Source organism: Sorangium sp. So ce836, from assembly GCF_028553905.1.
Lineage (GTDB): Bacteria > Myxococcota_A > Polyangia > Polyangiales > Polyangiaceae > Sorangium > Sorangium cellulosum_D.
On record NZ_CP102233.1, the window covers coordinates 9585094 to 9607925 of the forward strand.

The 22832-nt window shown below is 70.0% G+C and carries 18 protein-coding genes; 8 read left to right on the plus strand and 10 right to left on the minus strand.

Features of this window, described 5'->3' with window-relative positions; translation table 11 throughout:
* Positions 1–3: 3 nt before the first annotated feature.
* Both NQZ70_RS34620 and NQZ70_RS34625 read right to left on the minus strand, forming a co-directional pair.
* Positions 4–1515, minus strand: coding sequence for a hypothetical protein (locus tag NQZ70_RS34620; protein WP_237245696.1), 1512 nt, complete (start codon positions 1513–1515; stop codon positions 4–6).
* An 810-nt stretch (positions 1516–2325) separates the two neighbouring features.
* A complete protein-coding gene (locus NQZ70_RS34625) occupies positions 2326–3174 on the minus strand; it encodes a polysaccharide deacetylase family protein (protein WP_237244307.1) in 849 nt (282 codons plus the stop codon).
* A 433-nt stretch (positions 3175–3607) separates the two neighbouring features.
* On the opposite strand from NQZ70_RS34625, the gene NQZ70_RS34630 reads away from it, so the two are divergent.
* Positions 3608–4072, plus strand: coding sequence for a helix-turn-helix domain-containing protein (locus NQZ70_RS34630; RefSeq protein ID WP_129578055.1), 465 nt, complete (start codon positions 3608–3610; stop codon positions 4070–4072).
* Between the two features lie 56 nt (positions 4073–4128).
* Here NQZ70_RS34630 and NQZ70_RS34635 read toward each other — a convergent pair whose 3' ends face one another.
* Positions 4129–4806: a hypothetical protein gene (locus NQZ70_RS34635; RefSeq protein WP_165374322.1), complete on the minus strand. Its 678-nt coding sequence runs from the start codon at positions 4804–4806 to the stop codon at positions 4129–4131.
* A gap of 287 nt (positions 4807–5093) precedes the next feature.
* Entirely contained in the window at positions 5094–5402 is a 309-nt protein-coding gene (locus tag NQZ70_RS34640) for a ferredoxin family protein (protein ID WP_129578057.1), read from the minus strand.
* Between the two features lie 176 nt (positions 5403–5578).
* Here NQZ70_RS34640 and NQZ70_RS34645 point away from each other — a divergent pair, with 176 nt between their 5' ends.
* Positions 5579–6949 (plus strand): sigma-54-dependent Fis family transcriptional regulator, encoded by a 1371-nt coding sequence (locus tag NQZ70_RS34645; protein ID WP_129578058.1) that lies wholly within the window; start codon positions 5579–5581, stop codon positions 6947–6949.
* Between the two features lie 292 nt (positions 6950–7241).
* Here NQZ70_RS34645 and NQZ70_RS34650 read toward each other — a convergent pair whose 3' ends face one another.
* From NQZ70_RS34650 to NQZ70_RS34660, 3 genes are all read right to left on the minus strand, one after another.
* On the minus strand, positions 7242–7724 hold the full coding sequence (locus NQZ70_RS34650) for an SIR2 family protein (RefSeq protein WP_165374323.1): 483 nt from the start codon (positions 7722–7724) through the stop codon (positions 7242–7244).
* Between the two features lie 3 nt (positions 7725–7727).
* Complete coding sequence (locus NQZ70_RS34655; RefSeq protein WP_129578060.1) at positions 7728–8759, minus strand: hypothetical protein; 1032 nt, start codon at positions 8757–8759, stop codon at positions 7728–7730.
* A 214-nt stretch (positions 8760–8973) separates the two neighbouring features.
* A complete protein-coding gene (locus tag NQZ70_RS34660) occupies positions 8974–9891 on the minus strand; it encodes an SAM-dependent methyltransferase (protein ID WP_207217570.1) in 918 nt (305 codons plus the stop codon).
* Positions 9892–10223: 332 nt separating this feature from the next.
* On the opposite strand from NQZ70_RS34660, the gene NQZ70_RS34665 reads away from it, so the two are divergent.
* Positions 10224–11975: an alpha/beta hydrolase gene (locus NQZ70_RS34665; RefSeq protein WP_129578061.1), complete on the plus strand. Its 1752-nt coding sequence runs from the start codon at positions 10224–10226 to the stop codon at positions 11973–11975.
* 178 nt (positions 11976–12153) lie between these two features.
* Here the strand turns inward: NQZ70_RS34665 and NQZ70_RS34670 are convergent, their stop codons facing one another.
* On the minus strand, positions 12154–12621 hold the full coding sequence (locus NQZ70_RS34670; RefSeq protein ID WP_129578062.1) for a hypothetical protein: 468 nt from the start codon (positions 12619–12621) through the stop codon (positions 12154–12156).
* Here NQZ70_RS34670 and NQZ70_RS34675 point away from each other — a divergent pair.
* The 5 genes from NQZ70_RS34675 (at position 12620) to NQZ70_RS34695 (ending at position 18181) form a co-directional block, all read left to right on the plus strand.
* Positions 12620–13165 carry a hypothetical protein gene (locus NQZ70_RS34675; protein ID WP_129578063.1) on the plus strand — a complete coding sequence of 182 codons (546 nt, stop codon included), beginning with the start codon at positions 12620–12622 and terminating at the stop codon, positions 13163–13165. The two genes, NQZ70_RS34670 and NQZ70_RS34675, sit on opposite strands and share 2 nt — an antisense overlap.
* Positions 13166–13513: 348 nt before the next feature.
* Complete coding sequence (locus tag NQZ70_RS34680; RefSeq protein WP_129578064.1) at positions 13514–13771, plus strand: hypothetical protein; 258 nt, start codon at positions 13514–13516, stop codon at positions 13769–13771.
* A 212-nt stretch (positions 13772–13983) separates the two neighbouring features.
* Complete coding sequence (locus NQZ70_RS34685) at positions 13984–15636, plus strand: phospholipase D-like domain-containing protein (protein ID WP_237244308.1); 1653 nt, start codon at positions 13984–13986, stop codon at positions 15634–15636.
* A 181-nt stretch (positions 15637–15817) separates the two neighbouring features.
* Positions 15818–17116, plus strand: coding sequence for a diaminopimelate decarboxylase (lysA, locus tag NQZ70_RS34690; RefSeq protein WP_129581756.1), 1299 nt, complete (start codon positions 15818–15820; stop codon positions 17114–17116).
* A gap of 696 nt (positions 17117–17812) precedes the next feature.
* Entirely contained in the window at positions 17813–18181 is a 369-nt protein-coding gene (locus NQZ70_RS34695) for a VOC family protein (protein ID WP_129578065.1), read from the plus strand.
* A 161-nt stretch (positions 18182–18342) separates the two neighbouring features.
* Here NQZ70_RS34695 and NQZ70_RS34700 read toward each other — a convergent pair whose 3' ends face one another.
* Positions 18343–19701, minus strand: coding sequence for an LLM class flavin-dependent oxidoreductase (locus NQZ70_RS34700; RefSeq protein WP_129578066.1), 1359 nt, complete (start codon positions 19699–19701; stop codon positions 18343–18345).
* Positions 19702–20000: 299 nt separating this feature from the next.
* Entirely contained in the window at positions 20001–22772 is a 2772-nt protein-coding gene (locus tag NQZ70_RS34705; RefSeq protein WP_165374324.1) for a hypothetical protein, read from the minus strand.
* Between the last annotated feature and the right edge of the window lie 60 nt (positions 22773–22832).

Sequence of the window (22832 nt, forward strand, 5' to 3'; positions counted from 1 at the left end):
AGCTTAGTTCTTCGTCGGCGCGGGCGCGCCGTCCTGGATCCACTGGCGGAGGGTCGCGAGCTCGGCGCTCGTCAGGGTCGGCTTGTTGTCCGCGCTCTGCGGCATCACGCCCGTGTTGCAGCTGGCCGTGGCGCTGGGCCTGCATCCGGCGCTCGCCGCCGTCCCCGCGACCTTGCGGTAGAGCCAGCTCTGCTCCGGATCTCCCGGCACCACGAGCTTGAACTGCCCGCCGCCCTTGGCCGGCTTGTTGACGAGGCCCGCGACGATGTCCGTCGAGCTGATCTCGCCGCCGAGCGACAGACCGGCCTGGGGACCGGTCGACGGCGCGGCGTGGCACCCGCTGCACTTGTTGACCATGCTCTCGAAGATCGGACGAACATTGGTGTGGAACACGCCCGACTCCGTGGGCAGGGGGTCGACCGGGTCGGGGGTCAGCTCAGGATTGATGACCCGAGCGATCGCGTCCATCTCGTAGCACTGGGCCGCGATGGCGTCCTTCAGCTTCTGGTCGTCGGGCGACAGGCCCTTGGCGACGCGGTACTTCTCCCAGACCTTGTCGATCCAGCCGTGCAGCTTCCAGAACATGTAGTTGTCGATGTTCGTGAACTGGTTGCCGAGGCCGTGGTCGGTGTTGTTGCTGCGCACCCACTTGAAATGGAGCTCGCCGTGCAGGCCGCTGGCGCTCACGCTCGCACCGGGGATGGCTTGACCGGCGAAGCACTGGAGCCACATGCCGAACGCGCCCTCGTCCGGGAAGCGGCTCAGGTTCTCCGGCTTGTCGATCTCGTCGGCGATCTTCGCGTTCGCGATCGTCGTGGCGCTCCAGGGCCTGAAGTCCGCTCTCCACTGCTGGGGCAGCTCCTCCGCGCTCGTGGGGAACTTGTCGAAGCCCTCGAACTGCTCCGAGTGATTCGGCCAGAGCTGCTTCAGCGACTGGATCATGTGCCGATGCATGGCGAGGAACTGGAAGCCGTCGCCCGTGGTCTTGCACTCCTGGTCCGACGGGACCGGGACCGACGAGTTGCAGATATCGACCCTGCTCATCCCGCCGAGCGCACCGGGGCCGCAGCGCCGGATGCTGTGCCACTCGAAGTGGGCGGCCTGCCATTCGTTCTCTTGCATCCAGGCGATCACTTCCGGCTGGACCGTGAGATCGGTCTGGCCGTTCTTGACGAACTCCGCCGGGCCGTCCTTGATCGTCGCGTCGCTGGGATGGGGATCGAAGCCATCCAAGCAATGATCCTTCGGGTGCGTGACGCCGGTCCCGCTCGATTCGCCGCCGCCGCCGCTGCCGACGGCCGGTCCGGCGGACGAGGAGGTCGTGGTCGCGGAGGAGGAGGTGGGCGCGCCGCTGCCGCTGGCGACGGAGGTCGCGCCGCCCGCTCCGCCCGCGCCCTCCCCTCCCCCAGCGGTGCCCTCCGCGTCGGGATCTCCGCTGCTGCAGGCTCCCAGCAGAAGGGCCGTGACGCACGAGACGAGACAGAACGTGCGCTGCGAGATCTTGCCGAATGACACGGTGGACAAGCCTGCCTGATCGTTGATTCGCATGGTGCTCCTAGTGACCGCTGGATGCCTGGTGCGTGCTCCCGCGCAGCCGCTGGGCGAGACGCCGGATGGGGGGGCGTCAGGCAGCGGCTGGTCGCATCGCCTCGCACGAGGCGTCCGAGCAGAAAGGCGAGTGTAAAGTTTGTTGAAAAGGATCGTCGCCGTCGTTGGATGAGCCGAGGGAAAAGGAAGAGCGAAGCGACTCCGAGGATGTCAAGGGCGCATCGCCACGCTCTCCTCAGGTGACAAAAGGTTCCTTGCGCGATCCGCCTCCCTCTTGAAAAAGTGACGCTGATTCAAGAACTTACCCATGCATCGAAGAGCGCATCACGCCCGTCAGGCATCGAGCGTTTGTGTTGGGCACGCGTGGCGACCTCTGCCTCCCCAGCCGTCTCCAGGTGGAGCCAGCCCCGATCCCGATCATCGGCCCGGGATCCTCTGCGAAACAGGCTCATCCGCGGAGGATCCAAGAACGCTCGCGCTTCAGGGACATCAAAACCTGCCTTCCTCAAGCTCTACGCAGGCAGCACACGGCGCCCTCGCCGTGGACCACCCCACCCCTGACATTCCCGCGGCTCCGAATTTTGATCACTCGGACTCGCTGATCGTATCGATACCGCGTCCAGCAGAACATTTTCACGAGACGAGACCATGGGTGCGGCAGGCCTGCGCCCCGGAGTGCGTGTTCCACTGTGCCCGATGAAGTTTGATGGACGCGCTCGCAGACGCGGGCTCCTCGCCCGGGCCCGGCGGGCTCTGCCGTTCGGTCGAGCGGCGTCCTCAGCCTGCGGGGGGAGGCGCCTCCCCGCGGATCACCTGACGCACCGTCAGGACGGCCACGCGGCCCGCCTCGCGCTCCTCCGCGAGCCAGCCCAGGAGCGTGGAGAGGTCCTCTTTCGAGATGCTGTAGTCGTCGCAGGCGTCACAGATATGGTGGAAGGTGAGCTGTATCCATCCGCCCTCCTGCTGCGCGCGGCGGACGAGCGCCTGGATCGTCGGGAGGCGGTGAACGCGGCGGAGGGAGCCGGGCGTGCGGGTGGCCATGGGGTCGCGCGGCGGGATGGTCTCCGCCGGTGCGCAGAGGATGCACGGGGGCATGCCGAGCCCGCCCGCCCTCCTGGCGCTGTCGTAACCGCAGGAGCGCACCTGCTCTTCGCTGACACTGTCGTAGTGGCCCGCGGGGTACGCGAAGTCGCTCACGTCGAGGCCCAGCGCGAGGAGCGCGCGGCGATCGTCGCAGATCTGCCGGCGCAGCTCTCCGGCGGGGAGGCCGGGCAGCGGCGCGTGATCGACGGTGTGGCCGCCGATCTCATGGCCGTCGGACGCGAGCGCGCGGAGCTGCGCGACCGTCAGGTAGCCGGGACGGTCGAGTCGACCGCTGTTCACGAAGAACGTGGCATGCATCCGGTGCTCGGCGAGGATGGCGCGCGCGGAGAGCTGATTCGCCAGGGTATCGTCGAACTCGAGGGACACGACGGCGACGCCCGGGGGATACCCTGTCAGGAGGATCGAGGCGAGGAGGACGGCGGCAAGGCACGCCCCGATGCACAGCAGCACCGCCTGGTCTTGGCGCGCCGCGAGGCGCCGCGCGCCGCCCTTCTTTGTGCGCAGGCTCTCCACACCAGACACCGCCGTATCATCGGCCGTGCCTGCGCCGACGCCGCCAGCGATCGGGCCACGTCTTCAACAATAGATTTGAACCGCAGAGGCACAGAGGACACGGAGGAGAGAGAAAGAAAAGCGCTCTTTCTCCTCTTCTCCTCTGTGCCCTCTGTGGTTTGTCTTCTTTTGCTCTTGGCGGCACGACCTACAAAGTGGCGTGCGAAGCCGCGCGCTCACCGAAGGGGTACGTCGGAGCGGCCAGATTCGCCTGATTCCTGAGCAGTTTTTCTGGATTCAGGGCAAGATCGTCTTATTTTTTGAATTGATTTTCTCGATTTGGCTGCAATTTATCCTGATTCGACCGATAAATTTCTAGATGAAGCTGTTGTACATCCAGAAACCCGGGCATATTTTCTAGATTTCCTGGATCTTTGTCTGATTTTCTGGCTAGGATGTCTCGATGCCCCTGGTCCCCACGCCCCCCGCCGCCCCGCGCGGCTACAGCGCCCTGGAGCTGGCCCGCGCCGCCGGCGTGAGCACCGGCACGATCAAGCACTGGTTCGCGGAGGGGCTGATGGACAAGCCCGCGTTCCGCGGCCGCCGCACCACGTACGGCCGCGAGCACCTCGTGCGGGCGCTCGCGATCAAGAAGCTGCGCGAGCACAACCTGCTGCTCTCGGAGATCAAGCGGAAGCTCGCCGCGATCCCGCTCGAGGAGCTGGCGAAGGAGGTGCTGCCGCCGGAGCCGCCCGCGAGCGCGGCGCCCGGCGTGGGGGAGCACGCGGCGGAGATCGGTCGGGCGTGGCGGCGCGTGGAGCTGATGCCGGGGCTGGAGCTGCACGTGCGCGCGGACGCAGGCGCGGTGGTGCACCGGATGGCGGCGGAGATCCGCGAGACGTACGGGTGTGAGCGCGAGGAAGGGTGAGCGAGGGGCGGCTCCGCGGAGAGCGCGAGCGCCGGTCGCGCTCCCCGCAGCCGGCGCTAGCCGCTCGCCTGCCGCGCCCCGAGCGCCAGCATCGCGTCCCAGAACATCTTCTCGTAGGCCTGAAATAGCCGGGTCGTGCGGCGGATCGCCCGGGGCTCCACGCCGCGGTCGAGCCCGTCCTGCACGATCGCGACCGCGGTGTCCTCGAACGACGGCAGGTTCGCGAACGCGTCCAGGAACGCCGTGTGCTCCGGGCCGAAGCCGTACCGGTCGCGGAGCGCCTTCCCCATCCTGCCGCAGCTGAACCCCCAGGCAGGGAAGTTGATGAGCAAGGCACACGCGATCTCGGCCGCCGAGGCGTTGGCCGCCGCCCAGGCCATCTGGGTGGCGTAGGCGAACCCCTCCGCGGTGACCTCGTACCGATCCAGGTCGTCCCTCGTCATGCCGAGCTTCTGGCCCATGGCGGCGACCCCGGCGGGCGCCGCGAGCTCGCCTTGGAGGACGCCGCTCCAGAAATCGCGAAAGGGCGTGTCCGCGAAGCGCTGGAGCATCATCGCCATCGACCGCATGTCGCTGAGCACCACATGGTGCTGGTGGCCCGGAAACGCCTTCAGCCCCTCGAGCGTGATCTCGCCGCGCTCGATGGCGCCCGGATAGGGGTGCGCCCTCAGCCGATCGTCGATGTCGCGGAGCTCTTCGCGGATGTCCTTCACCAGCGCGGTCGCGGCCTTCATGGATGACGTCCTCCGATCGGGCCCCATCCTACCACCGCTCGGCCCCCGCGTTCCCGCGGACGTGCGCGCGGAGCTCGGGCCATGGCGGCGGCAGCGCAGATCGCGGTCACGCCCCGTCCGGAGCGCGCTCCTTCGCGCAGCAGCGCTCGACCCACGCGACGATGCGGCGGCTGTAGAACACCCGGTGGCTCGGCTTGCCGCGCTCGGCGAGGTGGTGGTCGCCGCCTGTCGTCCGTTCGTCCGTTCGCGCGGGGCGCGCCCTCCCTGGGAGGCCGCCCGGCGGCGCGTCAGGCGCGCTGGGCGAAGAAGCGGGCGTTGATCTCCCGGTAGTGCTGCCACTCGGCCGGCAGCTCGTCTTCATCGAAGATGGCGTCCACCGGGCACTCGCCCTCGCAGGCGCCGCAAGAGATGCACGACTCGGGATCGATGTAGAGCTGGAGGCGCGCGAGGCGCGTCTGCCGCTCTTCTTCCGGGAGCTCCGCGATGCGCGCGATCTCGTCGGCCGGGATCGGGCCGTGGATGCACTCCACGGGGCAGACGGAGACGCACGCGGTGTCGCAGGTGGCGATGCAGGGCTCGGCGATGACGTAAGCCATGAGGGATCCTTTCCGCGGAACGATCGCCCGCGCTCTCCTCGCTCCTTTGTGCATGTGCACGGCGCATACCCGCGCCCCGAACGGCCCTTTCCCGGGCTCGCGCCGGCCTTGTGCGGCCCTCGCAACGCCCCTACGGTGCCGCGCAACGCCATTTCGGTGACGTCGTTCCCCGCCCGATGACCGCCCCCGCCGATCGCGCCCTCCTCCTGCTCGCCGACCTCGGCGAGGCCTCGGCGCGCGCGCACACGGAGGCGACGCTCGTCCCCGCGGTGAGCGCCGTGCTCGCGCGCCACCTCCCGCTCCGGCGGCTCGATCTCCGCCGCGGCGCGGCCGCGCCGGGCGCGCCGGAGATCCGGCGCGGGGCGGGCGGCGAGGCGATCGCCGTCTTCGCGCTCCGCGACGCGGAGGGCGCGGTCGGCTGCGCCGCGATGGAGCTCGGCGAGGGCGCGGCGCTCGACCTCTCGCCCGCGCTGCTCGAGGCGCTGGGGCGCCTGCTCGCCGTGGCGCTCCGGCAGGTGCAGGTCCTCGGGCGCGTCGCGGCGATCGCGCGCCGCGCGCAGGGCGAGAAGCGGGCGCTGAAGGAGGAGCTCGACCGCGTCGCGCTGCCCCGGGAGGTGGTCGCGAGGGGCCCGGCGATGCGGGCGATCTTCCTGGAGATGGTGCCGCTCGTCGCGCGGCAGGACACGACCGTGCTGGTGCGCGGCGAGACCGGCACGGGCAAGGAGGTGATCGCGCGCCGCATCCACGCGCTCTCGCGCCGCGCGGAGCGGCCGTTCCTCGCGGTGAACTGCGGCGCGCTGCCCGAGGGGCTCGTCGAGAGCGCGCTCTTCGGCCACGAGCGCGGCGCGTTCACGGGCGCCGCGGCGCGGCACCTCGGGACGTTCGAGCGCGCGAGCGGGGGGACGCTGCTGCTCGACGAGATCGGCGAGCTGCCCAGGGCGGCGCAGGCGAAGCTCCTGCGCGTGCTCCAGGAGGGCGAGATCGAGCGCGTCGGCGGCGAGGGCGCCGTGCGCGTGTCGGTGCGGGTGATCGCCGCGACGCACCGGCCGCTCGAGGCGATGGTGGCGAGCGGGGCGTTCCGCGAGGACCTGTACTACCGGCTGCAGGTGTTCCCGATCGTCGTCCCCCCGCTGCGGGAGCGGCCCGAGGACCTGGAGCCGCTCACGCGGGTCATCGTGGAGAAGGTCGCGGCGAGCTTCGGCCGGCGGCCGCCGCGGGTGAGCGCGGAGGCGATGGCGCGGCTGCGGGCGCACGACTGGCCGGGCAACGTGCGGGAGCTGGAGAACGTGATCGAGCGGTCGATGGTGATGTCGACCGGGGACGAGCTCATCCTGTCCGCGCCGCTCGCCGCGGCGCCGCGCGAGGCCGGGCGCGCGATGACGTACCGGGAGGCGGCGCAGCGCTGCATCGAGGACGCGCTGCGGGCGTCGGGCGGGAAGATCTACGGGGAGGACGGGGCGGCCGCGGCGCTCGGGCTGAAGCCGACGACGCTGCAAAGCAAGATGCGGAAGCTCGGGATCCGGCGGGTGGATGGCGAGAAGGGATGACGCCGCAAGGTAGCGAATCGCCTCCCGCCCTCTCGGGGTACCACGCTAGAGCGACAAACGTGTTGAAAGTCAGCTAAATTCAACAGATTGCAGCACCAGCCGGAGCCGCCGAGCAACAAGCTGGAAGAGCATGGCATGCTGCAAGAGGAGATACCGCAGGGGCGCAAGAGGCGCAAGGGGACAGAGATGGGATTTTTTATTCTTCTCCTCCCCCGCGCCCTTTGCGCCCTTGCGGTCATCTTCCCATGAATCGATTTTTGCCCACTTTCAATGCGATCGGCGTTCTAACAGGTCAGGGCTGTTGGCGCTGACGCGCAGCTCGCACGAGCTGGGCAATGATGGCGGGAACCGAGGAATGATCGGGATAAGTTATCACCTGGACCTGTGGGAACTTCTCTCGGACTTGAGCCGCGCAATCGCGGTGGAGCAACGCGAATTTTTCGCCTTCCGCGGCGCCAGCGTACCGAGCCTGCCTCATCGCGAGATCGAGATCGAGCGGATCGGATAGACCAAAACCGAGGAAGAGGATAGCCTGGGAATCGAAAACAAAACGAAGCAGCGAGAGATACTCCTCATTCTGTCGTAGGCGTTCGTATTCGAGGCCAGTGAGCACGACGGTATCCGGACGCGACGCGCACCCGTGGAGCTTTAACAATGGGCGATGTGCGCTCACAGCTGCGAGATACTCTCGTGCCTGTCGAGCCTCACGCCATGTGAAGACCGGGGTCCCCGGCGGAGCCGCGTATTGAAGCACGAAATCGTAATTGGTGGTCAAGATTCACTGAACCGGCATCTTGAAGAGCAGCCGGTTGGCGCGACCAGGGGAGATTACGTGCGGCGAGAAGAGATCGAAGATGGCTCGCGGATAGTAGACGGTTTCTCCCAGCGCTCGCCGGAAGAAATCCATGTCGGCGAGCAGCTCCTCCAGGGTCACGGTCTGCCTCGGCTCGACGGACCGACCTGCGTAGTGAGCTACCGCGTTCGCAAGTCGCCGCGGGACCTCGCCCCAGGACGGCAAGGACGACCATCCAAGCTTCGGAGGGTACTTCACGGCGACATCCTTCTGCAAGGACATTCCCGATCCGACCAGCACTGTCAGCCGTCCTGTGACGCACGCCTCGATCAGGCGAGGCGGCAGGTGAACGCCATCGGGGGGAGGAGTGTGTTGGACGAAGGATTCGTCCTCGGCATCGTCTGTCTGGGGGGCCATGGCCTGAGGGCGGCGCCCCAGCAGGAGGGCACGAACGCGATCCAGGACTGCGCTGATCGCGTCCCGTTCGACGGATGAGACACCCTGTGCAGCTAACCTGGTCGCGCAGCGAGAACAGATGTAGGCGGCGCGCATCTTGAGCGCGCGGTCGGGCTTGTTCAGACAGAGATCGAAGAGGCACCCGACCGTCTCGTGGAGGACATCCAAATCATTGCAGCCAGCGATCGCGAGCAGGGTCGTGAGCGCGAGCGACGTCAGGATGTTGGCGTCCGGAGCTCCGAGCGGAGTCTCACCCTGCTCGTTGACGAAGGCGATGGTCCAGTCCGCGACCGAGATGACCGCTCGCCGTTGCTCCGCATGTGTGAACCAGTTGTCGCTCAGCCGTCGTCCAGTCACCACGATCTGCGGGTCGGAGACAGCGGCCTGTGCGAAGAACCTCGTGACATTGAGCCGCTCGACGCTCACTGGCACTTCAGTGTCGCCGCAAGGCTCTATGCGGATGACTCCCTGTGCAGCGTGAAAATGGGCCAGCGCTCGCTCCAGCTGTGCCCGCTGCTCCTCATCGACGCAGTTGGTGAAGACGCGTACGGATCGCAGCATGGGCCTCCTGGATGTAGGGCGCGCAGGACTTCGCGCGCTTGCGCTGACGGACTCGGTGCTCCCGGTCAGGCTAACAAGGCGGCGGAAGCGGCGGCAACCCTCCGCCGCTTCCGATCCGCAAACGCCGCCGCGAGGTCGCGCGCGCTGCCGACCTGCGCCGAGCACCGCCGGGCCTCCTACGCTCTGGACCGTCGTCGTCGCTTCGACGCACGCGTCAGCGCTCCGCGACGGCGAGGCGCTCGATGGCGCGGACGCCGCGCTGCGGGGGCCAGTAGCGCGCGGCCCAGTCCACGGTCGACTCGTCGGAGAGCACGCGGAGGCCGGCGCGCGCGAGGAGCTCGCGCATCTCCTCGCGGGCGAGCGGCGTGCGGACGGGCTCGCCCAGGGAGCGGAACATGCCCCTGATCACGCGCTCCGCCCAGGCGGGGAGCTCGGCGTCGGGGAGCATCCCGTAGGTGAGCGCGATGCGGCTGCCGGGCGCGGAGAGCGCCGCCGTGAGGCGCAACGTCGCCTCGATCGCCTCGCGCGTCAGGTAGACGGTCACGCCCTCCCAGATCCAGAACGTGGGCTCGGCCGGGCGGAAGCCGGCCGCGAGGAGCGCCTCGTCGAGGCGGTCTCGCTCGAAGTCCACCGGCACGCGCGCGAGGCCGCGGGCCTTGAGCTCCGGCGCGGCGCCCGGCGCGCCCGCGGCGCTGCCGTCCCCGCGCGCGAGCGACGCGAGGCGCTCGACCTTGTCGCGCTGCGTGCTCGGGTGATCGACCTCGAAGACCTGGACGCCCGCGAGCTCGGGCAGGCGCATCGCGCGGCTGTCCAGGCCGGCGCCGAGCACGACGAGCTGGGAGGTGCCGCGCGCGGCGGCCTCGCGGAGCGCGTCGTCGATCGCGCGGGTGCGGAGCGCGACGTGGTAGCCGACGCCGAACGTGGCGACGCCGATCGCGCGGTGAAGGGCGCGGGCGGCGGCAGGAGAGCCCGCCGCCCGCGGGAGCGCGCGCGCCGGCAGCGCGAGCGGCCACGGGACGAGGCGGGCCGCGAGCGGGTCGGGCGCGAGGCGGTAGGGCTCGGGCATCCCGGTGTAGAGCGCCCGCAGCGCAGCGACGATGGAGGCCGTGAGGCTTGGACGTTGAGATCGCACGAGGTGCCCGGGTTCGCGGTGGGCCGCCCGGGGTCGTCCGCGGCGGCGCCCCGGCAGCGTACATGCCACGTCGCCAGCGCGCCCGCCTCCCGTCGTTCGGTTCCCGCTCGGCTCCAGGTCGCGGTCGCTGCGGCTCGCACGCCCTGCGTCAGCGCGCTGTCGCTGCGGAGATCCTGGGCGCGGAGAGCCGCGGTCGCGGCGCCGCACCGAATGCACCGGTTCTTGCCTGCCACGCGGCCGCGGCCGGTAGAGCCGCCATGGCGTGTCGATAAATTAACGGTTGCCCTTCACGTGAGGTGCGGGGCTGCACCCCTTCTTCAGGAGTGTTGAGCATGAGAGCGAGTCTTGCTTGCGGCGCGATGGTCATCTTGTTTGCCCAGGCAATGCTGGGATGCGGGGATGATACGGATCCCGGTGGAACCGGGCCGTCGAGCTCCTCGACGAGCGGCAGCGGCGGCAGCGGCGGCACCGGCGGCGGCACCGGCGGCAGCGGCGACGGTGGCAATGGCGGGGGCGGCGCGGGCGGCAGCGGCGGTGAAGGGGGCAACGGCGGAGGCGACGCCATCGCCTGGACCCCTTGCCCGCTCTTCACCGACGGCACCGGCGAGGACGCCGAGTGCGCCGAGATCCCCGTCCCACTCCGCTGGGACCAGCCGGAAGGCAAGACCATCACCTTCTTCGTCAAGCGCAAGCCCGCCGCGGCCCAGCCGAGCCGCGGGCAGCTCTGGCTCCTGAACGGCGGGCCGGGGTACTCGGGCGCCGATTTCGAGCCGACCGTGCAGTTCCTCGCCGGCGTCGACCCGACGCTCGACATGTACATGCCGGACCACCGCGGCACCGGCCGCTCGAGCCGCCTCGGCTGCGCGGACGGGGAGACGCCGGAGAGCGAGGCCGGCAGCTATCTCACCGACGCCGAGCTGGCCGCTTGTCTACCGTCGATCAAGGCCGAGCTGGGCGACGACATCCAGGGCTACACCGTGACGAACGCCGCGCGCGACGTCGGCGAGACCATCGCGCGGACGCGCGCCCCAGGCGGCGACGTCATCGTCTTCGGCGGCTCCTACGGATCGATCTGGGGTCACCGCTACCTCCAGCTCTATCCCGACCAGCCAGCGGCCGTGTCGCTCACCGCGCTGGCCGTCAACTCGCAACTCTCGGACATCGATGTCTGGCTCAACGACCTCGGCCAGCGGTTCATGGGCCTCTGCGGCGACGACCCGTCCTGCTCGGAGAAGCTCGGCGCCGACCCGTGGGCGACGACGACGGAGACCCTGGACGCCTTCGACGAAGGCGCCTGCCCGGAGGTGGCCGCGCTCGGATATGACCGGCCGGTCTTCCAGGCGCTGTTCGCGCAGCTCCTCTATCAATGGGCGCCGCGGCCGCTCATCCCGGCGCTGATCTACCGGCTGGACCGGTGCTCTCCTGCCGACGTCGCCGCGTTCACCCACCTCGCGGGGATCCTGCTCGCTCCCCTCCCCGAGCCGCTCTCGCCCTCCCTGCGGTTCTACTCCCCGGTGCTCCGCAACAACATCATGCTGTCGGAGCTCTGGGCCGACCCGCCGCCGCCCGCGTCCGAGATGCTGGAGTACCTCGCGGAGGCCAACGTGGCTCTCGGGCTGACGGACGACGCCGCCGCGGTCCACGAGAGCTGGCCGCGGTACACCCCGGACGCGTACGCAGGGCAGTGGGCCACGACGAGCGTGCCCCTGCTGCTCCTCCACGGGGGGCTCGACTTCATCCCGAGCGCGATACCGGAGGCCGTCGAGCGCCACTTCACCGGCCCGAACCAGACCTTCGTGATGATTCCGCGGGCCCCCCACGGCCTCGAGAGCCCGACCAGCAGCGGCGCCTCGTGCGACCTGGAGATCCTGCTCCAGTTCATCGCCGATCCCGAGGCGCCCCTCGACACGTCGTGCACGGAGCGGGTCCTGCCCCTGGATTTCAGCGTCGATCCGACCCTGAGCGCCGCCTACCTCGGCACGGACGACGCATGGGACGGCGACCCGGGCGCGGCGCGGCGCGCGCCCCCCGCCGCGCTCGCGCCCGCGCTCGTGCGCCTGCGCGAGGCGATCGCGCCTCGATGATCGCTGCATAGAGTTACAACAAGACTAGATCCGGAAGAACGTCTCCCGGGGCGCGGCGAATTCTGCTAGAGCTGTGACCCGCGTCGAGCGCTGATCGCGCCCCGACGCGAGCGGCGGATTCTTAAGACGACGGCGAACGTGCCGCGCTGCGGCAGCGCAGCTCCGGCGAGCGCGCCTATCACCTTTCGGGCATCGACATGACTTCTTCTTTGCATCGCGACATCGCACGCTTCACGTGGGTTGGGATCTCCTGTCTGGCCCTGTCCGCCGCGGCGGCGGGGTGCTCGGACGACGGGAACGGCGGCTCGGACGCGGGGGGCGCCGGCGGCTCCGGCGCGGGGACCGGCGGCGCGTCGAGCGTGAGCTCGGGCACAGGCAACCCCAGCGCCAGCAGCAGCAGCGCCGGCGGCGGCGCCAGCAGCAGCGCCACGACCAGCAGCAGCACCACGACCAGCAGCAGCACCACGACCAGCAGCAGCACCGGGACGCCGAGCGCGACGAGCACCACGTCGAGCACGGGCACCGGCACGCCGACCGGCGCGTGCCCGGCGACCGCGACGTTCTGCGCCGACTTCGAGGGCGACGGGCTCCCGGAGGGCGCGACGTACCGCCCGTCGTACCAGGCGGCCGACGCGCTGAAGAACATGGAGATCGACGCCTCGATCGTCCACGCCGGCGCCCGCTCGCTGCACGTGAAGCCCGGAGGCGGCGGCTACGACTGGAGGATGCTCTCCGTCCCGGCGCCCGGCCCGACGTTCTGGGTCCGGCTCTACGTGCGCAGCAGCGTGGATCTCGGCCAGTCCGACCACAACGCCTACTTCCAGGCCATGACCGGCACCGGCGAGCCGAACGAGGGGGACAACGTGGAGGTCGCCGAGCAGTACTGCCAGATCGTCCTGAACCTGCACGACGATGTCGTCCTGCCGATGGGCGGCGACTTCCGGTGCGGGAGCGGCGGCGCGAGCCTCCCCAAGGACCAGTGGCACTGCATGGAGGCCTACTTCGACGGCACCAAGGGCGATGTCCAGATCTACGCCAACGGCACCAAGATCATCGACAAGACCGGCTGGAAAAAGCTCGACTTCAAGACGTTCAGCTTCGGCTACCTCGGCTTCCACGGCCCCGCGCGCTCGATGTGGTACGACGACGTGGCGGTCGCGTCCGAGCGGATCGGCTGCGCCACCCCCTGACACGCCCGAGCGCCGGCGCGCACGTGGCGCCGGCGCGATGCTCTCTCCGCGGTCCCTCCGGCCCTCGCGCCGCGCGACCTCCTCCACCGCGCCGAGATCGGCCCAGGCGGTCGCGAGCTTCCCCACCTCCTCGTGGCACACGGCGAGGTCGAGGAGCGCCCCGGGCTTCGGCTCGAGGCGCTGGCTCTCCTCCGCCCTCCGGGCGCGATCGGCGGCGAACGGGCCGAGGCTGGCATGGATGGGCTTGCTCCCCCGCGCGGCCGGCTCCATAGCCGACCGGCCGTCGCGCCGGCGCGACGCGAGCCGGGACGAGGACATGCCCGTGATCTCGGCACAAAGGTAGATGCGATGCCGTACTTCGTTTTCCGGAATTTCCCCGACGATACGCCGATCCCCGACGACTGCTATAGCTGCGACGGTTCGCCGGACTGGGCGGCATTGCTGGAATGGATATGCCCCGACCTCTCGCGCGACGAGGCGGAGCGCCTCGCCGTCATCGGCGAGGCGAGCGGAGACCAAGCGGACGTGGCGGGCCTGAAGCGGCTCATCGAGGCGCACGCGAGGCCAGAGCCGCACGGCGCGGAGCGCCCGGACGCAACGACGTGAAGGCGCGGCGGCGCGACGACGGGAACGACCGATGAAGGCAAAGACCCGAGAGGGATGCCGCGGAGCGAACGTGATGACTCGGTGTCATGCGTCTGACGTGCTCGTCTCGGCAGCGAGGCCGCGCCGCTTCCTCCGCGCGGCGCCGGCGGCTCCGGCCCTCGGCGCGCGCGGCGCCCTGGCGGGGCGCCGCGCGCGTCGCTAAGGAAGGGGCGATGGCCAAGATCATCGACCCTCGGCGTCACACGTGGTGTAGCACCCCGGTGGACGACTTCGGCCTTCTGATCGATGCCGACGAGTATTACCCCGAGTTCTACCGGGTCGCCGCCAAGGCGCGGCGCTACCTGCTCCTCGCCGGCTGGCAGTTCGACAGCGACGTCGCCCTGCTCCGCGGCGGGCGGGAGGCGGAGGTGTCGAGCCCGATCACGCTGCTCAAGTTCCTGAACCACCTCTGCGAGATCAACCCCGATCTCCAGATCTTCATCCTCGCCTGGGATTTCCACCTCGTGTTCGCGCTCGAGCGCGAGTGGCTGCAGCAGCTCGTCTTCGAGTGGACGAACCAGAGGCTGCACTTCCTCTTCGACTCCACCCACGTCGAGCGCGCCTCGCACCACCAGAAGTTCGTGGTGGTGGACGGCGAGCTCTCCTTCCTCGGCGGCCTCGACCTGTGCGACCACCGCTGGGACGACCGCAGCCACGCGAACAAGAACCCGCTCCGCGTCAGCCGCGGGGAGCCGCACAAGCCGTTTCACGACGTGCAGGCCTACCTGCGCGGCCGCGAGGTCGCCCGGGCGCTGACCGAGATCTTCACGGATCGCTGGCGGCGCGCCGGCGGCGTGCCCATCGCGCTGCCGGACCTCGAGGGGGCCGAGCCGACGTTCCCCGACTACCGGCCCGAGGGCGGCACCCCCATCGCGGCGAGGCACGTGACGCTGAGCCGCACCGATCCGCACGGCGCGCCGACCGGCGCCCCGAGCTGCACGGAGATCCGCGACCTCTACCTCGACGCGATCGACGCCGCCGAGCGCTTCATCTACATCGAGACGCAGTACTTCAGCTCTCACGTCATCGCCGAGGGGATCGTGCGGCGGATGCGCGCCGAGGGCCGGCCGCTGCTCGACGTGGTGCTCGTGTTGAACATGGAGGCCGAGACGATGAAGGAGCAGATCGCCGTCGGCCTCTCGCAGGCCAAGGTGCTCGGCGCGCTGCGCGCGGCGGCGGCCGAGACGGGCCACCGCCTCGGCATCTACTACACCCTGCCGGCGTGCGGCGAGGACGAGACGGCCGAGCGCGCCACGTACATCCATTCCAAGCTGATGATCGTCGACGACCGGTTCCTCACGGTGGGCTCCGCCAACCTGACGAACCGCAGCCTGTCGATCGACACGGAGATCAACGCCTCGGTCGAGGCCGAGGACCCGGGCGACGCGCTGGGCCGCTCGATCCGCAGGGTGCGCGCGTCGCTCATCGGCGAGCACCTGGGCGACATGGAGTTCGACCGGGCGGACGACCTGGTCGCGTACCTCGACGGGCTGGCGAGCCCCCCGACCGGGCCGCGCACGCCCGGGAGCTCGTGCCGGCTGAGGCTCCACCCGTCGCCGACGGCGGACGAGCGCGCCCTGCTCGAGGTGATCGACCCGCATCAGCTGCCGTTCGACCCCGCCGCGGTCGAGGACATCGACAGGCGGAACGGCTCGCTGTTCGTGGGCGGGCTCGGCGCGCTCTGGCGCCACCTCTTCAGCAGCCGCAGCGACGCGAACCACGCCGGCGCGAGCCTCACCGACGCCAGCCTCACCGACGCCAGCCTCACCGACGCCAGCCTCACCGACGCCAGCCCCACCGACACGAGCCGCACCGACGCCACGTAGCCGGCAGGCGGCGCTCCGCGCTCGCCGACGGGCGGGCCGCACGGACGGCCCGCGCCGCGCGCGCGCCGTTGCCGGACGCCGGTGGCACATGGTATGCTGGTGTACTGCAAACCTGCAAACGGTTCCTTCGGGTGTTCTCTCGAATTTGAAGCGTTTCTGAAGCGTTGACGCGATGAGGAGTATGCAAGAGGCAGAGATCAAGATCGGGGGCATTTCGGTCCGCGACCTCGCGGAGCAGTACGGCACGCCGCTCTATGCCTACGATGCCGAGCGCATCCGGGAGAACTTCCGCCGACTCACGCGCGCGCTGCGCAGCTGTTACCCGGACGTGTCCGTCTTCTATGCCATCAAGGCGTGCAACAACCTGGAGATAGCGAAGCTCCTGGTCGAGCAGGGCTCCGGCGTGGACGCCGCGAGCCCGAACGAGATCCGCCTGGCGCAGGCGCTCGGGCTCTCGGGCGAGCAGATCATCTACACGGGCAACAGCCTCTCGGACGAGGACCTGGCCGCAGGGCTGCGCGCCGGGGTGATCTTCAACGTGGACGACCACGGCATCCTGCGGCGCCTGTTCGCGCTCGGGCGGCCGCGCTGCATGTCCTTCCGCATCAACCCGAGCGGCGAGGACATCGCGACGCCGGATCTGAAGCCGTTCGCGGGGCCGTCGGCGAAGTTCGGGATCCACCCGCGCTACGTGGAGGACGCCTACCGCACGGCGCTGGAGAACGGGGTCGAGCGGCTCGGGGTGCACATGATGCCGCACTCGCAGGCGAACAAGCCGGAGAGCTTCGCGCACGTGACCGCCAAGCTGCTCGACCTGATCGGGCCGGTCGCGCGGAAGCTCGGCTTCGACCTGGCGTTCCTGGACATCGGCGGCGGGCTCGGCATCCCCTACCGGAGGGAGCAGCCGGCGCTCGACGTGGACGCCGTCGCCCGCGAGATCGCCGCGGTGGTGCAGAAGAAGTGCGCCGAGCACGGCCTGAAGGCGCCGCGCCTCGTGATGGAGCCGGGGCGCTACTTCGTCGGGGACGCGGGCTACGTGCTCGGGCGGGTGATCTCGATCAAGCAGGGATACAAGACGATCATCGGCACGGACATCTCGATGAACACGATGGCGCGGCCGGTGATGTACGGCGCGTATCACGAGGTGCGGATCAACGGCCGCCGCGGCAAGACCGCCCCGATGGCGATGACGGGGCAGGTCTGCGAGAACACGGACATGTGGATCAGCGAGCGCGAGCTCCCCGCGGACGTGGCCGAGGGGGACGTGGTCGTGTTGATGGATGCGGGCGCGTATGGGCACGTGATGAGCTACGACTACAACGGCCGGCTGCGGCCGGCGGAGGTGCTCGTCGACGGCGGGAAGAGCCGGCTCATCCGGCGGCGGGACACGTTCGAGGACATGGTGTCGCGGATGTGCCTGTCCGACGACATCAAGGAGCGGCTGCGCACGATGGGGGTGGACCCGGCGGGGCGCGGCTGAGCGGCGGAGCCCGGGAGGCCGCGGCGCGGGGAAGCCAGTCGCCTGGCTGCGGTCCCGGAAGGCCGGGGCCTATCGCGACGATCGGAGGGGGCACAGGCCCCCACTCCGAGGCCGGCAAACAGATGACGTTGCCGCGACCCGTCAGGATGGCGCCGTAACGGCACCCGTAGCCCCCCGGCGTGGCATCGAACCTGGCAGGCTCGGTGACGCAGGTGTTCACCGCGGCGACATACGTGGTCCCCGGCGGACAGCCGCGACACTGCTGAGCGGCCGACGCCTCACCCACGCTCTCCTCGACGTCCGCCGGCGCCAGGGCGGCAGAGGGGTCCTCCCGCCCATCCCCCTCGTCCGTCGCCGCCATGCAGCCGGCGATCGCCGCCGACAACGAGGCTGCGAGCAGCACGACGATCCTCCTCGATTCATCCATGTGGAATCTCCTGATTGAAGGGCGAGGCGGGATCGCTCGACCGCTGCCCCGAAGACCGACAGAGTCGCCACGACACAGCTGACCAGCCCCGATTACCTTGGATGACACAGGCAGCTCGTCAATCGCGGCGGAGCGGTCGAGAGAGGCGGCAAACGACGCGTGGATTCGCGCGAATCCGGCGAACACCATCCGCCGGACGGCGGCTCGATCGGCGCGCGTCGCGCCCGGGGCCGCTCGCGACCTGCCCTGCTTTCTTGTATACGTGGCCTATGCCGTTCACGTTCGTCTGCATCGATCACGTGCAGCTCGCGATGCCGCCCGGGCAGGAATCGCGCGCCGTGGCGTTTTACCGGGACGTGCTCGGGATGGAGCACGTCCCCAAGCCCGAGCCGCTCGCGTCGCGCGGCGGCGCCTGGTTCCGCGCAGGCGCCGTGGCGGTCCACCTCGGCGCGGAGCACGACTTCAGGCCGGCGCGCAAGGCGCACCCCGGCCTCGTCGTGAAGGGCATCGAGGACATCGCAGCGACGCTCGAGGCCGCGGGCCACGCCGTGCGCTGGAGCGACGAGCTGCCCGAGGTGCGGCGGTTCCACACGGACGATCCGTTCGGGAACCGGATCGAGATCATCGACGGCGGCTGAGGCGCGCCGCGCAGCCCGAGCTTCACGGCGCGCCCCCCCCGGGGACGCGCGCCGCCCGCATCACCTTCCCGTCGAACGCGACCGCCAGCGCGTGAATCGGCGCCGCCCCGCCGCGCGCAGCTCCGCCGGGGGCCAGGCGCCCTGCGCGCGACGGCGCGCCTTCAGGCCGCCGACGCCCGCGACCCGGCCTTGCTCGCGTGGCGGTTCGTCGGCCGAGCCAGCCCGAGGTTCTCGCGCAGCGTGCGGCCCTCGTACTCCGTGCGGAACAACCCCCGCCGCCGCAGCTCCGGGATCACCAGCTCGACGAAGTCGTCCAGCCCGCCCGGGAGCCACGGCGGCATCACGTTGAACCCGTCGGCGCCGCCCTGCGTGAACCAGGCCTCCAGCTGGTCCGCGACCTGCTCCACCGAGCCCACGATCGTCCAGTGCCCGCGCGCCCCAGCCACCCAGAGGTAAAGCTCCCGGATGGAGAAGTTGCGTTTGCGGGCGATGTCGAACATCAGCGCCTGCCGGCTCTTGTTGTTGTTGGTCTCCGGAAGATCGGGCAGCGGGCCGTCCACCGGATACCCCGAGAGATCGACCCCGCCCGACAGCCCCGAGAGCAGCGACAGGCCGACCTCCGGCAAGATGAGGTCCTGCAGCTCCTGGTACTTCGCCCGGGCCTCCGACTCCGTCCGCCCGACCACGGGGAACACCCCCGGCATGATCTTCAGCTGGTCGGGGTGGCGCCCGTACTTGGCCATCCGCCCCTTGACGTCGGCGTAGAAGGCCTGCGCGTCCTCCAGCGTCTGCTGCGCGGTGAAGATCACCTCGGCCGTCTCCGCGGCGAGCTCCCTGCCCGCCTCCGAGGACCCCGCCTGCACGATCACCGGGTGCCCCTGGGGCGGGCGCGGGATGTTGAGCGGCCCGCGAACGGAGAAGAACTTCCCCTTGTGATCGAGCCTGTGCAGCTTCTCCGGGTCGTAATAGACCCCCGACGCCTTGTCGCGGAGGAAGGCGTCGTCTTCCCAGCTGTCCCAGAGGCCGGTGACCACGTCGACGAACTCCCGCGCCCGGACGTACCGCTGCGCGTGGTCGGGGTGGGCGTCGAGCCCGAAGTTCCCCGCCGCCTCGCCCCCGCCGGTGGTGACCACGTTCCACCCCGCCCGCCCCTGGCTGAGGTGGTCCAGCGAGGCGAACTTGCGGGCCAGGAGGTAGGGCTCCTCGTACGTGGTGGACGCGGTGGCGATGAAGCCGATGCGCTCGGTGACCGCCGCGAGCGCGGAGAACAGCGTGACCGGCTCGAAGCTGGCCCCGTAGGCGGTGCGGCCCTGCGCCCCCGGCCGGCTCTGCAGCGCGAGCCCGTCCGCGAGGAACACGGCGTCGAACTTGGCCCGCTCCGCGGCCTGCGTGATGCGCTTGTAATGCGCGAAGTTGATGCCTCCGTCCGCCTGCGCCTCCGGGTGCCGCCACGCTGCCACGTGGTGTCCTGCGCCGGGTAAGAAGGCGCCCAGACGGATCTTTCGTTGATGGTCGCTCATGGATGTCCTCGATCCTCGCGTTCGCGCGCGGGCGCGCGCGTGCCGCCGCACGGCCGCGCCGCACACCGCAAGCGTCGTGCCCGGAGGCGGAGCCACGGGCGCACCGGCCGGGAGCAAGGCACCTCCCCTCGCCGGCAACGAGGCAGTGCTGCGAGAGCAGCACTGGACCGCCCGCGCTGCGGAAGCATTGCTGTCAGGGAAGCACCCGGCCGCGGCCGGCCCGCCGCTCGACGGTCGTCCTCCCGCTGGCGTGCTCGCAGGCGCCCCCGCACGGGCCCGTCACGCTGCGGCCACCCCCATCACGGAACCCGATTCGGGTCGGCCGGGTCGCTGCGCGCGTCCCGCTCGTCACCGTCGCGGAAGCCATCGCCGTCGCGATCGATGCCGATACGCTCGCCCGACCCGGGCGGCACGCAGGTATACGTCAGCTCGCCGCGGCGCCCCGTGGCGAGCAGGCGGAGCTCGGCGTCCGATCGCAACGGCTCGCTCACGCGGTCGGGGTCGAACCAGCCGTTCCCGATGTACACAAAGCCCAGCTCGGCGCCGTGCGACCAGCCCTTGACCACGAGATCGCAGTCGCCGGCGTCGGCGCGCGCCACGAGCAGATCGACGCGCGGGCCGGCCGCCGCCGCGTTCGACGACGTGAGCGTGATCTGCTGGCCCACGATGGGCTTCAGGTTCGACTCCAGCGCCAGCATGTACGCTGCCACCTGGTGCTTCAGGAGGTCCCCCTCGGGGCCGACGGCGAAGCCGCCGGGGTTCTCCGGGATCTGGACGAAATCGGAGAAGGAATTGAAGCGGAAGAGCGTATCGACGGCGCCGTCGTGGAGGAAGCCGAAGCCGCGGACCTGGTCGCCCATGTGCGCGTTGGAGCCGCCGAACGGGAAGACGAACGACTCCGCCATGCCGAACATCCCGACCTTCTGGTATTGATTGCGCAGGTGCGGGACCTTGAAGACCTGAGACTCGTTGGCGTTGGCCGAGCCGCCGTCGCTGCCGAAGAAGCCCGGCGCGAAGTCGTCGGGGTTGGCGTCGGGGTCGACGACGTGGCACCCGATGCACGAGGTGCCGAGGATGCTCGAGACGGGCCCCCCGAAGAAGGCGCGCCCCGCGAGCTGATCGGGCGTGAGCGAGTCGTCGAGCGCGCGGATGGGGTTGGGCGGATAGGTGACCTGGAGGATGAAGTCCGTGAAGTCCTCCATGTCCTCTTCTGAGATCGTCTCGTCTCGCCCCAGCAGATCGACGAACGCTCCCCTGAATTTCTTGAACGCCGCCCGCTCGTCGAACACGCCGCTGTCCGGCTGGGAGGTGGCCTCATCGTGGCCGCCCGTGCGGTCGCCGCGCCAGTGCATCGGCCCGTGGTTCGCCATGCCGCGCAGGCTCTGGGTCGTCATCGGCCCCTTCATCGGATGGAGGCTCGGATCCAGGCCGAAGAGCTCGGTGCAGAACGGTCCCGGGTTGTCCAGCACGGAGCCGTCCGGGTTTCCGAGGTCCCACGCGAGGCTGTCGAAGTCGCCGAAGATGTGGCAGCTCGCGCAGGACGAGTCGCCGTGGCTCGAGCTCAGCGACGCGTCATAGAGGAAGCGGCGCCCCCGGACGACGCTCGGAGGCTCCGGGTTGTGCATCGGCACGTGCGCGACCTCGCGGCGGGTCCGTGTATCGATGACCGAGATCGCGTTGTCGAAGCGCGTGAGCACATAGAGTCGCCGCCTGCCTTCGTCGAGGACGAGGCCGGTCGGGCCGCCTCCAGGGACGCGGATCTGGTTCGCCCTGCTGGGCACGAACGTACCGTCCTCGAGCTTCGCGGTGTCGAAGATGCCGATCTTGTCCGAGCCGAGCGCCGCGACATACAGGGTCGCGCCGTCCCTCGTCACGGCCATCTCCACCGGTTGCGCCAGGCTCTTCTCGCTCTCTTCGTTCGGCACCGGCGCGCAGCAGCTGCTGTAATCGATGTGCTTGTTGAGGTGCCTCGGGACGACGCCGCCCGGGCCGAGGACGGTGATCCGGCTCTCGTGCAGGTGGCCTCGCACGCTGTGGCCAGCGAAGAGGCCCGGCCCCTCGAAGCGCTGCTCGTTTCGGGCGTCGGTGTTGGACACATAGACCTTCCCGTTCACCGGGTTCACGACCATGTTGAAGAGGACGGTCCCCACACCCGTGAAGAAGCCGCCTGGCCCGTCCACCTGACGCGGCGGGTTGGCGGTCGCGTCGATGACGAAGACGTCCTTGTCGGGCAACGAGAAGCGCACCATGTCGTCCCAGGGGCGGCCCAGCTCGTCGACCCAGTGGGCCCCGTCGAACTTGACGATCAGCCCGACCTCGGGCTGCGGGACGCCTTCGACATTCGTGTTGGGCCAGGGCAATCCGCCCGCGGCCTCCCCGCCGTTCGGCACGAGGCTCTCGTCGATGGAGGTCGTGCGGTTGCCCGAGTGGAAGGCGGCGGCGTAGACCCGGCTGCCGTCCGGCGTCACCGCGAGCGCGCGCGGCGTGTCGCTGAAGAGCGTCACGATGGAGAGCGGCGTGCCGCCGAGCGAGCTCCCGAGCTGTCTGGCATCGAACACCCACACGTCCGCGCGCCCCACGCCGGGCGTCGTGATCTGCGGATCGAAGGGGATGTTCTGCCCGCGGTGGGCCGTGGTGATGAAGGCCCGCGAGCGCTTCGGTCCGGCGAACACGATGTCGCGCGGCTCGTCACCCACGAGCAGCGTGCGGACGACGCGCGCCCTTTTGGCGTCTCGAACATCGACCACGCTCACGCTGTCGGACAGGTGGTTCACCACCCAGACTTCGTCGTCGCCCCGGGCAGCCACGGCGACAGGCTCGAGGCCCACGGGCACGGACGCCTCGAGCCGCAGACGATCGGCCTGGACGCGGAAGATCTCCAGCCGGTTGTCGGGGGTGTTCGCCGCGAAGAGCAGCTTGCCGTTCGCAGAGAGAGCCAGGGGGCGGACCTGGCCCGATTCGAACGTCGTGAACGACGTGGCGGCCGCCGCGGGGAGAGCGGCGGCCAGGAGCACGGCTGTAATACTGGAGCTCACAGCCAGAAGGCAGCGCAAAGAGCGTGATGGCAGCATTGTTTCAAGTTATATAAATTAAAAATATTTTACAACGTCGCGAACGTCGCGCGACGTGGC